Genomic DNA, 12,321 nt, shown 5'->3' on the forward strand with positions numbered 1-12,321 from the left:
GCCGACATGGCCACACGGACCGATAGACCAGTGGCTGTGCAAAAGGTTCCAGAGACGGCAAATGGTGAAAACTGACACGCAGCAAACAGGCAGATCCCCTTAGAATGACGGCATGCTCACGCTTTCCAGATCCCTGCGCCCTCTTCTATCGCTGCTGCTGGCCACCCTGCTGGTTGCCTGCAGCAGCACGCCCGCGCCAGTCACCGGGCCGACGCCGGCTGGACACTACCGGGTGAAGGCGGGTGACACGCTCTACCGGATTGCCCGTGCCAACCGCCAGTCAGTAAGCAATCTGGTGCGCTGGAACGGGCTGAAATCGGCCGACGCCATCGAAGTCGGTCAGCTGCTGCGCGTGAGCCCACCGGACGGTAGTCGCCCCAGCTCCGGCAGCGCAAACACCACCCCGCGTCCAACACCGACGCCAACGCCAAGCAGCTCGCCCGCGGCCACCCCCATTCTGCTCTGGCCGGGTGACGGCGCACTGCTGTATCGCTATGACGGCCAGCGCCGCAAGGGCATCGGCATCGCCGCGACGAGTGGCAGCCCGGTCAAGGCCGCTGCCGCCGGCAAGGTGGTTTACACCGGCGACGGCATCCGCAGCTATGGCCTGCTGCTGATCATCAAACACAGCAACGGCCTGCTGACCACCTACGCGCACAATGCGAAATTGCTGGTCAAGGAAGGGCAGCAGGTCGAAGCCGGCCAGACCATCGCCCAGGCCGGCAGCACGGGAACCGATCGGATAATGATCCACTTTGAAGTCCGCCGTGACGGCAAGGCGGTCGACCCGCTCCCCTGGCTACCGGAACGCTAGACTTGGCGTATAGGGCTAAAGCCCAATACCAGCAAAGGCTTCAAGACCATACCTTGCACACAATCAGAGAGGCCGTACCGGAATGGCAATCTGGCAGCCGAAGCGGCGCGTTTCCGCCTCGAAGCCGTGCCGTGGCAGGTAGATTTCGAAACAGGGGCGATCATCCAGCTGGAAGCCACTGTCAGGCAACCACTCGCGGAACAGGGTCATCCACATGTCGCCGCATTCCTCGGGAAGTCCGAAGAATTCATACAGCGCATAGCGCCCGCCCGGCAGTTCGCGCACGGCCGCTTCGCCACCAACCGTGAAATCCGCATCAACGGCCACCGCGGCATCGTAGCGGCACTGCTCGGGTGCGGTGATGGTCGGGTCATCCAGACTGATGCCGTACATCGCCCGCCCGCCGTGCAGGCCGTGCGCGCCGCACCACTGGTTGAAGCGCTGCCAGAGTTCCCAGATACCCGGCCCGCCATAGGGGCCGGTGCGGCGCAGGTAGGCAATGCGCACCGAGGTCAGGGTTTCAATGCTGATAGCGTATCGGTCAAAGCTCATGATGGTCTCCTCAAACCGCTGCAGCGACGGCGCCGCAGTCATGCCACCATCATCTCCGTACCCTGCCGCGATGTCCTGATCCAGCTTGCGATCGACCTGACCAAACTTGCTATTGCCATGCCGCGACTTGCGCTGTGCCGCGTAGCCTTCCTTGCGCCAGGCACTCGGCGAGCAGCCGAATTGCTGGCGAAAGGCCCGCGCAAAACTCTCGCCCGAGCCAAAGCCGCAATCCAGCGCAATCGTCAGCACCGGCTTGTCCGCCTGCATCACCAGGCGCATCCCGGCAATTTCCAGCCGGCGGCGGCGGATATAGTCTGCCAGCGTCTCCCCCTGCCAGGCCAGAAACAGGCGGTGAAAGTGAAACGGTGAAAACAGCGCCAGCCCGGCCAGCGTCTCCAGCCGCAGTTCCTCGGCCAGATGATGGTCGATGTGATCAAGCACGCGGTTGAAGCGCGCGGTGTACTCGCGGCGAAACAGGGAATCATTCATTGGAAAATGCCCCCCCCTGACGTTGCAGATTCAGAGCGAGGAATAGATCAAGACGGCCACGATCAGGATTGCCAACAGCATCAGCAGGCCTTGATTACTGATTGGCTGCGTGGGCGGCATCAGACCCGGATGCCGAACCAGATAGCGCTCAATCTGCTCCTTGGCCTCTTGCAATCCCAAGCCCTGCTCAGTGCGCAGCCGCTTGATGGCGGCAATCTTGTTGCCCTTCGCCAGCTCAGCGTGCACGGCCGTTGATACCACCACATCCTGCTCTTGCATGGTCACTCCTTTTACCACTGAGGGCGAGAAATCACACACAGCCGCGTTGTTTCAGTGTCGCCCAATGCTCGGCAGGTAGCCGGGCTTTGATCGCTGACAGCGGATCGACCGCTCCGGTGTTGTCGGCATAGGCCACCACAAAATCATCCGCCAGCTTCAGCCCCGCCGCCCTGACCATCTCTTCCAGTGGCGTCATCACCTGCTTGAGCACCCGCAGCGCGGACGCATCACTTTGCTTCAACTGCATCAGCTGGGCATGCAGCAGGCAGGTCTCTTTCAGTGCCGGTTCGTCAAGCCAGTAGTCACAGCCAGCCACTTCCGCAGTTATTTCGTCAGGTGCCCACAGGTAATAACTGACGTCTTCTCCTGCTGCCAGAATGTTCTGACGGTAGGATTCGCGCCCGCAGACCAGAAACGGCGGCCAGGTGGCGGTCACATCCCCACTGGTGTAACACAGCAGCAGACAATACAGCGGCTCGTCGCGCGGCAGTCGCGCAAGCGCGTCCTGCAAAGCCGCCAGCAGCAAGTTCTGCACGCGCGCTTCAATCGATTTCAGCGTTTCGCCCCTGGGCAAGGCCAGATAGAGCAGGCGCTCAGTGGCGGGCTTGACCTCTCCAGCCGCGTCCAGATATTGCAGATCGATTCTTGCCAGTTGGCCGGCGGCGTCATAGCTGTATAGCTCACGGCAATCCCAGTGCGGTTCACCTGCCGTCCAGTTGCGCGTCACCGTGCATTGCAGGCGCTCTCCCTGATAGACATAGCGTGTCGTGAACCCGTGACTGCGAAAGTGCACCGCATACTCCAGCAATCGACCTGCGTCATAACGGGACATATCAATCGAAGCCAGCCGGTCCCCCTCGCCGCAATCGAGCCGAACGCAGCACTGAGGTGTGTGCAGGCTGGCTTGCAGGCGGTGCCCGTTCTGCGAAAACTCGATCAGAATGCGGCCGGCAGCATCCAGCCCGTGGCGGACATGCTTTTCCGGTTTGGCCTTGTCGTCGGCCAACCAGCGTGCGGGCGCCGCTCCGTACAATTCACGGGCGAACGGGGCAGCGAAACTCATGGATTCCGTCGCCCAGCGCCAGCTCACAACCTGAGCGTGCGCAGCGGCCAGCAAGCGCTCCACCTCTCCAGGCCCGGAGTAATGGGCAAACAGCCCAGCAAGCTCTTCATCCGGACTGGCTGTGTCAGCGATGTGCTCAAGCATGGCAGAGATTGCCCTCTTGGCCGACTTAGTGCTTGCCGGTACTGCCAAAACCGCCCTCGCCACGGTCGGAATCAGCAAATTCGTCCACCACATTGAACTCGACCTGCACCACCGGCACGACGATCAGCTGCGCGATGCGTTCCATGGGCTGGATGGTGAAGCTGGCCTGCCCGCGGTTCCATACCGAAACAAACAGTTGGCCCTGATAGTCGGAATCGATCAGGCCGACCAGATTGCCCAGCACGATGCCGTGCTTGTGGCCCAGCCCAGAACGCGGCAGGATCATCGCGGCCAGACCGGGGTCGGCGAGATGAATCGCCATCCCGGTCGGCACCAGCGTGGTCGCGCCGGCGGCCAGCTCCAGCGGCGCTTCAAGGCAGGCGCGCAGGTCGAGACCGGCCGAGCCCGGCGTGGCATAGGCCGGCAGATTGTCTTTCAGACGTTCATCGAGGATTTTCACATCGAGCGTTGCCATGGGTATATCTCCGTAATCAATTATCTTTAATGCTTAAACGCCATTACCTAGTCAGGTATTGGAGTTGCGCTGTTGCTGCCAGCGCGGATACAGGCGGGCGATGTGGCCGATCAGGCGCCGGGCAATGTCCATCTTCGGCGCGCGCGGCAGGCGATGCTGCCCGTCGTCATCCATCAGGATGACCTCGTTGTCATCCGCGCCCATCGCGGTCTGCACCAGATTGGCCACCAGCAGGGGCAGCTGCTTGCGCTTGCGCTTGGCCTCGCCGTACTCGAGCAGATTCTCCGATTCGGCGGCGAAACCGACGCAAAACGGCGGATTCGCCGCACAGGCCACGCTGGCCAGAATATCCGGGTTCGGCGCCAGCTCCAGAGTAAGGATGTGCGCGTCTTTCTTGATCTTGTGTTCGCTCTGGTTGAGCACGTAGTAATCCGCCACCGCAGCGACGCTGATGAAGAGGTCGCAGGCGACAACGCGCGGCTCGACCACGGCCAGCATGTCCTGCGCCGATTTCACATTGATGCGTTCGCAGCCGCGCGGCGTGGCCAGCGGCGTGTCGCCCGCAACCAGCGTGACCATCGCACCGGCTTCGGCTGCGGCACGGGCAATCGCGAAGCCCATTTTCCCCGAGCTGGTATTGGTGATGCCGCGCACGGCATCGATGCGCTCGAAGGTCGGCCCGGCGGTGATGAGCACACGTTTGCCGGCCAGCAGCTTGGGCTGAAAGAAGGCCTCGACTTCGTCGAGCAGTGCTTCAGGCTCCAGCATGCGGCCCATGCCGACTTCGCCGCAGGCCTGGCTGCCGGACGCCGGTCCGAGAATCAACGCGCCATCTTCCTTCAGCTGCTCGATATTGCGCAGATTGGGCGGGTTATCCCACATTTGCCTGTTCATCGCTGGCGCGACCAGCAGCGGGCAGGTGCGCGCGGCAGCCAGCGTGGTCAGCAGATCGTCGGCCAGGCCATTGGCCACGCGCGCGATGAAATTGGCCGACGCAGGGGCGACCAGCAGCAAATCGGCTTCGCGGGTCAGATTGATGTGCGCCATCGAATTCGCCTGGCTGTTACTGAACAGCGAGGTATGCACCGGATTGCCCGACAGCGCCTGGAAGGTCGCAGGCGTCACGAATTGGATGGCCGATTCGGTCATCACCACCTGCACCTCAAAGCCGGCCTTGACCAGGAGACGGGTAAGCTCGGCGCTCTTGTAGGCGGCGATGCCGCCGGTAATGCCCAGAACGATGCGTTTCGACATATTTTGACTGCACCTGTAAGCACTGCTATAGCAATGAGGTAGTGTAACGCAAGCGGGAGCAGAACACGCATGTCCATCACCGACTGGCCCGCGGAAGATCGCCCCCGCGAAAAGTTGCTACAACACGGAGCGGCCGTGCTGAGCGATGCCGAGCTACTGGCGATTTTCCTGCGCGTCGGTGTCACCGGTTACTCGGCCGTCGATCTGGCGCGCCAGCTACTGCGTCACTTCGGCAGCCTGCAGGCCTTGTTTGCCGCCCCAGCCAACGAACTGTGCCAGATTCATGGCATGGGTGTGGCCAAATTCGCGCAGCTGCAGGCGGTGCTTGAAATGGCACGCCGCGCGCTGCACGAGGAGCTGAGCGAACGTGATGCGCTTACCAGTCCCGAGCGTGTGCGCGCGCTGCTGGGGCTGCGCCTGCGCGGCCTGCCGCATGAGGAATTCCATGCGCTTTTTCTGGACCAGCAGCACCGCCTGCTGGCGGCCGAGCTGCTGTTCAAGGGCAGTCTGGCAGAAACGCGCGTCTACCCGCGCGAAGTGGTCAAGCGCGCACTGGCGCACAACGCTGCCGCGGTCATCGTCGCGCACAACCACCCGTCCGGCCAGGCGCACGCCTCCGCCGCCGACCTGGCGCTCACCCGCCAGCTGCTGGCGGCGCTGGAGCTGGTGGAAATCCGCCTGCTGGATCATTTCATCGTTGCCGCCCATCGGATCGAATCGCTGGCCGAGCAGGGGCAGCTCTAAGTCCGGGTAGCGCGGGGCCGATAAGGTCTTATCGATACGCCAGCGGAGCGCCATCATGCGCATCACCGACAGCAGCGTTGCCATGACCGCAGCGCGCCAATACCAGCGCGAGCAGCAGGAATCCCTGACCGTGCGCATCGAGCGCCCCCGCCCGCCCGCCCCGCCACGCGAGGACGTCACACTCTCACCGGCTGGCAAGCAGGCCGTCGCCGCCAGCGGCGCGGCCCGGGACGAGGAACAGCTCGACCCGCGCATGCAGCTGATCAAATCGCTGCTGGAGGCGATGCTGGGGGTGGAAATTCGGCTGGCCCAACCGGTCGATGCACAGGCTGCAGGCGCCTCCCCAGCACCAGCTGCTGCGCCAGACAACGAAGGCGGCAGCGAAATCAACTACCAGTACCGCTTCAGCGAAGCGGAAACCCTGCAATTCGCCGCAGCGGGAGTGGTTCGCACCGCCGACGGGCAGGAAATCAGTTTCAGCAGTGAACTGACACTGGCCCGCAGCTATCAGGAAGAAAGCGCGCTGCGCCTTGCTACCGGCAGCCTGGCGCGACCGAAGAAAGACCCGCTGGTGCTCAATTACGCGGGAACGGCTGCCAGCCTGAGCAATGACACGATGCGCTTCGATCTGGATGGCGACGGCCAGCAGGAACGCGTGGCCACGCTCAATGCGGGCAGCGCGTATCTGGCGCTGGATCGCAACGGCGACGGCAGGATCAACGACGGGCGCGAATTGTTTGGCACGCAAAGCGGTGACGGCTTCGCCGATCTGGCGCGGTTCGACGACGATGGCAACGGCTGGATCGATGCGGGGGACCAGACCTTCACCCGCCTCCGAGTGTGGCTGAAAGACAACAAAGGCCAGGAGCAGCTGCTGTCACTGGCCGATCTGGGCATTGGCGCCCTGTATCTGGGCCGGGTAAAGGGAGATTTCAGCCTGACCACGGCCACCAATACCGAACTGGGGCTGGTGCGCAGCACCGGCGTTTTCCTGCGCGAGAACGGCAGCTCGGGCACCTTGCAGCAGATCGACCTCTCGGTCTGAAGCGGGGGCGTTGCGCAGGACCAGCACGGGCAACGCGCGGCTGAACGGCACAAGGCAGCATAACAGTTCGCCCAGATCCGAACTGTGCCAGCCGCATTAACGGCCAACTGTAATGGTCATTACAGGAAAGCCCCAATACCGCTGCGCGAATCACAACCCCCAATATCCGCCCATGACCGGCGGCCGAAGGCCTCTTCGCGCACCCGGCACACAATTAGATTCCGCATCGAATTCGCGCACCAAGGATAGATCATGACGATTGCCCGCTACAGCCTGATGGCCGCTGCCACCGCCCTCGCCCTCACCGCCTGCCAGAAGCAGGATGCAGCCCAGAACGCCGCATCCGAAGCCGCCGCCAGCAGCCCCGCTGCCGGCGCTGAAGTGATCAAGATCGGTGTGGCCGGCCCGCTGACCGGCCCGCTGGCCCACATCGGCAAGGACACCGAATACGGCGTGCGCATGGCTGCGGACGACATCAATGCAGCCGGCGGTCTGGAACTGGCAGGCAAGAAGTACAAGATCGAAATCGTGGCCGAAGATGACCAGGCCGATCCCAAGACCGCCACGGCCGTGGCCCAGCGTCTGGTGGACGCCAAGGTGGCCGGTGTGGTCGGCCACGTGACCTCGGGGGCGACCATCCCGGCATCCAAGATCTATTCCGAAGCCGGCATTCCGCAGCTGACCCCGTCATCGACCGCGATTCCGTTTACCAATCAGGGCTTCAAGACGACCTTCCGCATGATTGCCAACGATGCCGCCCAGGGCAAGGTGCTCGGCAGCTACGCCGTCGAGAAGCTGAAAGTGAAGAAGGTTGCGATCATCGATGACCGCACCGCCTACGGCCAGGGCCTGGCAGACGAATTCGAGAAGGCCGCCAAGGCCGCCGGCGCCGAAGTCGTGAAGCGCGAATTCACCAGCGCGCAGGAAACCGATTTCAGCTCCATCCTGACCAACGTGAAATCGGCCAAGCCGGAACTGGTGTTCTTCGGCGGCATGGATGCCCAGGGCGCCCCGCTGAAGAAGCAGATGACCAAGCTCGGCGTGAATGCCCAGCTGCTCGGTCCGGACGGCCTGTCCACCGGTGAATTCCTGAAGCTGGCCGGCAACGATGCCGAAGGCACCATCACCAGCCAGCCTGGCCAGCCGAAGGAACAGCTGCAAGGCGCCCAGGATTTCTTCACCAAGTTCAAGGCCAAGTTCAATGTGGATGTGCAGCTGTATGCACCGAACTCCTACGACGCCCTGATGGTGCTGGTTGAAGCGATGAAGCGTGCCGGTTCGGCTGATCCGGCCAAGTATCTGCCGGAAATGGCCAAAACCGACTACACCGGCCTGACCGGCAAGATCGCCTTTGACGAAAAGGGTGACCTGAAGGATGGTGCGATCACCGTCTACCAGGCCAAGGGTGGCAAGTGGGAAGTACTGGAAGTGGTTGGCGGCAAGCCGGCGGCCAAGTAACCCCCGACTGGCTCCGCAGCAACAGGGTGGCTTACGCCACCCTGTTTTTTTATCTGCGGGCAGCCGAAAGTGGCGGCAGCTGCTAAGTTGAAACCATCGTTTCGCACTGCACCATGCCGCCATCATGCCGTCGCACTCCAAGCTTGCCGATCTCGAACGCTATCTGCAGCAGGATGAAGCCACTCTGGTGCGCTACCTGCAGCAAAACCTGCCAACCCATAGCCCTGAAAGCATTGAAGAACGCCGCATTCTCGGCAATACCCTGACCAGTGAGCTTGGCAAGGCAAGACGGCACGCCGGCGGCATCGATGCGCTGCTGGCCGAGTTTCCGCTCAGCAGTCCCGAAGGCCGGGCACTGCTCGAACTCACTGAAGCTCTGCCACGCATTCCCGACCAGCACACGCAGGATCTGCTGATCCGCGAAAAACTGCAGCAGTCCAACTGGCGGGGGCGCAAGGGCAGCAACAGCCCCTGGCTGGTTCGACTGGCCAGCTGGGCCCTGCAGCATGCCCGCGACTGGTCCGCAAGCAGCGCCGGCGAAACGCTGGTACGCCCGGCGCTGAAGCTGGCCATCGAGCAGCTGGGCGAGCAATTCGTGATTGCTGAAGACATCCATACCGCGCTGCTGCGACGCAAGAACGATTTTCTGTATTCCTTCGACATGCTGGGCGAAGCCGCACTCGGTTATGCCGATGCCGACCGTTACTTCGCCAGCTACCGCGATGCCATCGCGGCTGTCGGCACGGCAGCCAACGGCAGCGGCGCACGCATGGGCCCCGGCATTTCGGTCAAGCTGTCGGCATTGCACCCCCGTTACCACCCCCTGCAGCGCGATGAGGTCTTTGCCGAGCTGCTGCCACGCTTGCTGGAGCTGGCCACACAGGCTCGCGACGCCGACATCGGACTGACCATCGACGCCGAAGAAAGCGAGCGCTTGCTGCTGTCGCTGGAGCTGTTCGAAAAACTGGCACTCTCGCCCGCCCTGCAGCACTGGGATGGGCTGGGGCTGGCGGTGCAGGCCTACCAGACCCGCGCACCGGGCGTAATCGACTGGGTCATCCAGCTCGCACACCGACGGGGAACTCCACTGATGCTGCGTCTGGTGAAAGGCGCGTACTGGGACAGCGAGATCAAGCGTGCCCAGCAACTGGCGCTGCCGGGCTATCCGGTCTTTACCCGCAAGGCTCATACCGATCTGTGCTACGAATTCTGTGCGCTGCGTCTGCTGCAGGCCCAGGACTGGATCTACCCGCAATTCGCCACGCACAATGCGCACACCATCGCCATGATCCGCCAGCATGCCGATCCGCTGCAGGACTACGAATTCCAGGCACTGTTCGGCATGGGCGAAACGCTGTACCGCCTGCTGCCGCAGCACGACATCCCCGTTCCCTGCCGCCTGTACGCGCCAGTGGGCGAACAGGCCAGCCTGCTCCCCTATCTGGTGCGCCGGCTACTGGAAAATGGCGCAAATACCTCATTTCTGCACCAGCTGCATCAAAGCGAAGCCGATGAGCCCACTGGCACATCGCTCCCCGCTCCGGATCGGCTATTTGCCGGTCGGCGCACGGCGGCCATGCTGGATCTGAACCGGCCGCAGCAACTGGCGGCCTTGCTGGATGCGTGCGAGCACGATGCCCCCCACCATCTGTCAGCCGCACCACTGCTGGCACAGGGTTACCCTGAAGGGTATAAATCCGAAACCGCCTTCAATCCTGCCGATGAAGCAGATACCCTTGGAAGCATCACGATAAGCAGTGCACAGGATCTCGGACAGGCACTGGCGCTGGCAGCTACCCCGCCGAATACGCGCCAGGCTGCGGAAACCGCGAGCTGGCTAGAGAAAACCGCCGACCTGCTGGTGGAACAACAAGCCCGGCTGATCCAGTTGCTGATCCGGGAGGCCGGCAAGACGCTGGCCAATGCCCTGGCCGAGTGGCGCGAAGCCATCGATTTCTGCCGCTATTACGCCCTGCAGGCCCGCGGCAACTGGCCGGATGCCCCGCTCTGCCCGCTGGGAACACTGGTAGTGATCAGCCCGTGGAATTTTCCGCTGGCCATCCTGACCGGACAGATCGCCGCCGCACTGGCTACCGGTAACCGCGTGCTGGCCAAACCGGCACCGCAAACGCCGCTGATCGCCACGACACTCGTGCACCTGCTGCATCAGGCCGGGGTCCCGCGCGAGCAACTGCAGCTCCTGCCCGGCGATGGGGAAACCGGAGCCGCGCTGTGTAGCGATCCTCGCATCGCCGGCGTGCTGTTCACCGGTTCGCTGGCCACCGCGCAAGCCATCCGTCGCACCCTTGCAGCCAGTCCGGCCCGACGTCTGCTGATTGCCGAAACCGGCGGGGTCAACGCCTTGTTTGTCGACAGCAGCGCCCATCTCGATCAGGTTGTTGCCCAGGTCATGGAATCGGCCTTCGACAGTGCCGGCCAGCGCTGCTCGGCATTGCGCCTGCTGTGTGTCCAGGACGATGTCGCGGATCTGCTGTGGGAGCGTCTGTGTGCGGCCCTGCAGACGCTGGTACTCGGCGATCCCTGGCGGCTGGATTGCGATGTCGGTCCGGTCATCGATGCAGCCGCCCGCCAGCGTCTGGAAGGCTGCATCAGCACCCTGCTGTCACGCAGCCTGCGCAGCTGCCAGCTGGCCGTACCATTGGATTGTGCCACCGGCTATTTCGTACCGCCCACGCTGCTGGAAATCAATGAGGCGGATCTGCCTGCCAGCGAGATCTTCGGCCCCCTGTTGTGCCTGCTTCGTTACCGGCGCGATGATCGCCCCCGGCTGCTGGGCAGGCTGCGCCTGTCCGGATACGGGCTGACCATGGGTATCGCCACCCGGTTGGCCAGCGAGGCCGACGCCATCATCGCCACCAGCCATATCGGCAACTACTACGTGAACCGCAACCAGATCGGCGCGATTGTGGAAAGCCAGCCCTTTGGCGGCACCGGCAGATCCGGCACCGGCCCCAAGGCCGGCGGCCCGTGGCTGCTGTGGCAGCTGGTGCAGGATGGCAGCCCGCCAATGCCGCAGGCTCGCTGGCACGCGCCACAGGGCTTGCAGGTCTTGCTGGATCTGGAGCTGGATTTCACCGAACGCGAGCAGCTCGGAGCACTGTTCGCTCGCTATCCGGCGCTGGGCGCAGATGAAGCACTGCCGGATCGTCCCGGTTGTACCGGCGAGCGCAACCGCTACGGCCATCGCCCCGCCGGCAAATTGTTCTGCACCGCCAGCAACACCACGGAGCTGCTGCATCAGATCGGCGCGGCACTCGCCACCGGCAACCAGCCTCTGGTCAGCGATTGCGAGCAGCACCGCCGCTGGCAACAGCACCTGCCTGCCCTGCTGCTCACCGCCGATGCGCACCCCGAACATCTGGGGGCGGTACTGGCAAGCACCAGTGACTATACGGCTCGCGAGCACCAGTGGGCACACACGGCACGTGATCTGGTGCCTGTCATTGCCCCTGGCAACGACGGCTGTTACCCTTGGCATCGCCTGCGGCACGAATACTGCATCACGATCAATACCGCAGCCATCGGCGGCAACACCGAGCTACTCGGTCAATCAGCCGGGCAAATGCCAGATTGAGCACTCAATCCTGCAGGGTTACCCCGTCATGACCGCGAAACTGCAGCGCAACCGAATTGATGCAGTAGCGCTCGCCAGTCGGCTCGGGACCATCCGGGAACACGTGCCCCAGATGTGCATCACACTGCGCACAGCGCACCTCGACACGGACCATGCCGTGGCTGTAATCGGTAATGCGCCGGATGCGGCCATCGCCCTCCTCGGCCCAGAAGCTCGGCCAGCCGCAGCCGGCATCGAACTTGGTATCGGCGGCAAACAGCAGGGCGCCACAGCAGACGCAGTGATACGTTCCCTGCCCCGCATGCCGGTACAGCACCCCGGAAAAGGGTGGCTCGGTGCCTGCCTCGCGGGTCACGCGATAGGCCAGTGGCGACAGCTCGCGCCGCCAGTTGTCATCCCGTTCGCTCAT

General features: G+C 63.3%; 11 protein-coding genes. 5 read left to right on the top strand and 6 right to left on the bottom strand.

Annotated elements, in window-relative coordinates:
• The first annotated feature begins 112 nt into the window (after positions 1-112).
• Positions 113-814, top strand: coding sequence for a peptidoglycan DD-metalloendopeptidase family protein (locus INR99_RS12170; RefSeq protein WP_194116620.1), 702 nt, complete (start codon positions 113-115; stop codon positions 812-814).
• A gap of 63 nt (positions 815-877) precedes the next feature.
• On the opposite strand, the gene INR99_RS12175 is transcribed toward INR99_RS12170, so the two are convergent.
• The 5 genes from INR99_RS12175 to coaBC are packed head-to-tail and all read right to left on the bottom strand — an operon-like array spanning position 878 to position 5,070.
• The gene (locus tag INR99_RS12175; RefSeq protein WP_194116621.1) at positions 878-1,855 is read right to left on the bottom strand and encodes an AraC family transcriptional regulator; all 978 of its coding nucleotides are present in this window, start codon (positions 1,853-1,855) and stop codon (positions 878-880) included.
• Between the two features lie 30 nt (positions 1,856-1,885).
• Entirely contained in the window at positions 1,886-2,134 is a 249-nt protein-coding gene (locus INR99_RS12180; protein WP_194116622.1) for a hypothetical protein, read from the bottom strand.
• A 31-nt stretch (positions 2,135-2,165) separates the two neighbouring features.
• Positions 2,166-3,341 (bottom strand): hypothetical protein, encoded by a 1,176-nt coding sequence (locus INR99_RS12185; protein ID WP_194116623.1) that lies wholly within the window; start codon positions 3,339-3,341, stop codon positions 2,166-2,168.
• 25 nt (positions 3,342-3,366) lie between these two features.
• Positions 3,367-3,816 carry a dUTP diphosphatase gene (gene dut / locus INR99_RS12190; protein WP_194116624.1) on the bottom strand — a complete coding sequence of 150 codons (450 nt, stop codon included), beginning with the start codon at positions 3,814-3,816 and terminating at the stop codon, positions 3,367-3,369.
• A 51-nt stretch (positions 3,817-3,867) separates the two neighbouring features.
• Positions 3,868-5,070, bottom strand: a complete 1,203-nt coding sequence (gene coaBC / locus INR99_RS12195) for a bifunctional phosphopantothenoylcysteine decarboxylase/phosphopantothenate--cysteine ligase CoaBC (RefSeq protein ID WP_194116625.1) — start codon at positions 5,068-5,070, stop codon at positions 3,868-3,870.
• Positions 5,071-5,139: 69 nt separating this feature from the next.
• Here coaBC and radC point away from each other — a divergent pair, with 69 nt between their 5' ends.
• The 4 genes from radC (at position 5,140) to putA (ending at position 11,912) form a co-directional block, all read left to right on the top strand.
• A complete protein-coding gene (radC, locus tag INR99_RS12200) occupies positions 5,140-5,814 on the top strand; it encodes a RadC family protein (RefSeq protein WP_194116626.1) in 675 nt (224 codons plus the stop codon).
• 55 nt (positions 5,815-5,869) lie between these two features.
• Complete coding sequence (locus tag INR99_RS12205; protein ID WP_194116627.1) at positions 5,870-6,859, top strand: SPM autocatalytic domain-containing protein; 990 nt, start codon at positions 5,870-5,872, stop codon at positions 6,857-6,859.
• A 252-nt stretch (positions 6,860-7,111) separates the two neighbouring features.
• Complete coding sequence (locus INR99_RS12210; RefSeq protein WP_194116628.1) at positions 7,112-8,317, top strand: branched-chain amino acid ABC transporter substrate-binding protein; 1,206 nt, start codon at positions 7,112-7,114, stop codon at positions 8,315-8,317.
• Between the two features lie 124 nt (positions 8,318-8,441).
• Positions 8,442-11,912 carry a bifunctional proline dehydrogenase/L-glutamate gamma-semialdehyde dehydrogenase PutA gene (gene putA, locus INR99_RS12215; RefSeq protein ID WP_194116629.1) on the top strand — a complete coding sequence of 1,157 codons (3,471 nt, stop codon included), beginning with the start codon at positions 8,442-8,444 and terminating at the stop codon, positions 11,910-11,912.
• Between the two features lie 4 nt (positions 11,913-11,916).
• Here putA and msrB read toward each other — a convergent pair whose 3' ends face one another.
• Complete coding sequence (msrB, locus tag INR99_RS12220; protein WP_194116630.1) at positions 11,917-12,321, bottom strand: peptide-methionine (R)-S-oxide reductase MsrB; 405 nt, start codon at positions 12,319-12,321, stop codon at positions 11,917-11,919.

The organism is Chitinilyticum piscinae (genome assembly GCF_015223195.1).
GTDB classification, from domain to species: Bacteria; Pseudomonadota; Gammaproteobacteria; order Burkholderiales; family Chitinibacteraceae; genus Chitinilyticum; species Chitinilyticum piscinae.

Excerpts from the sequence above, each read along its gene's own strand:
- INR99_RS12170 (WP_194116620.1), top strand. The coding sequence starts at position 113 with ATGCTCACGCTTTCCAGATCCCTGCGCCCTCTTCTATCGCTGCTGCTG.
- INR99_RS12175 (WP_194116621.1), bottom strand. The coding sequence starts at position 1,855 with ATGAATGATTCCCTGTTTCGCCGCGAGTACACCGCGCGCTTCAACCGC.
- INR99_RS12185 (WP_194116623.1), bottom strand. The coding sequence starts at position 3,341 with ATGCTTGAGCACATCGCTGACACAGCCAGTCCGGATGAAGAGCTTGCT.
- INR99_RS12205 (WP_194116627.1), top strand. The coding sequence starts at position 5,870 with ATGCGCATCACCGACAGCAGCGTTGCCATGACCGCAGCGCGCCAATAC.
- putA (WP_194116629.1), top strand. The coding sequence starts at position 8,442 with ATGCCGTCGCACTCCAAGCTTGCCGATCTCGAACGCTATCTGCAGCAG.
- msrB (WP_194116630.1), bottom strand. The coding sequence starts at position 12,321 with ATGAGCGAACGGGATGACAACTGGCGGCGCGAGCTGTCGCCACTGGCC.
- INR99_RS12210 (WP_194116628.1), top strand. The coding sequence starts at position 7,112 with ATGACGATTGCCCGCTACAGCCTGATGGCCGCTGCCACCGCCCTCGCC.
- radC (WP_194116626.1), top strand. The coding sequence starts at position 5,140 with ATGTCCATCACCGACTGGCCCGCGGAAGATCGCCCCCGCGAAAAGTTG.
- coaBC (WP_194116625.1), bottom strand. The coding sequence starts at position 5,070 with ATGTCGAAACGCATCGTTCTGGGCATTACCGGCGGCATCGCCGCCTAC.
- dut (WP_194116624.1), bottom strand. The coding sequence starts at position 3,816 with ATGGCAACGCTCGATGTGAAAATCCTCGATGAACGTCTGAAAGACAAT.
- INR99_RS12180 (WP_194116622.1), bottom strand. The coding sequence starts at position 2,134 with ATGCAAGAGCAGGATGTGGTGGTATCAACGGCCGTGCACGCTGAGCTG.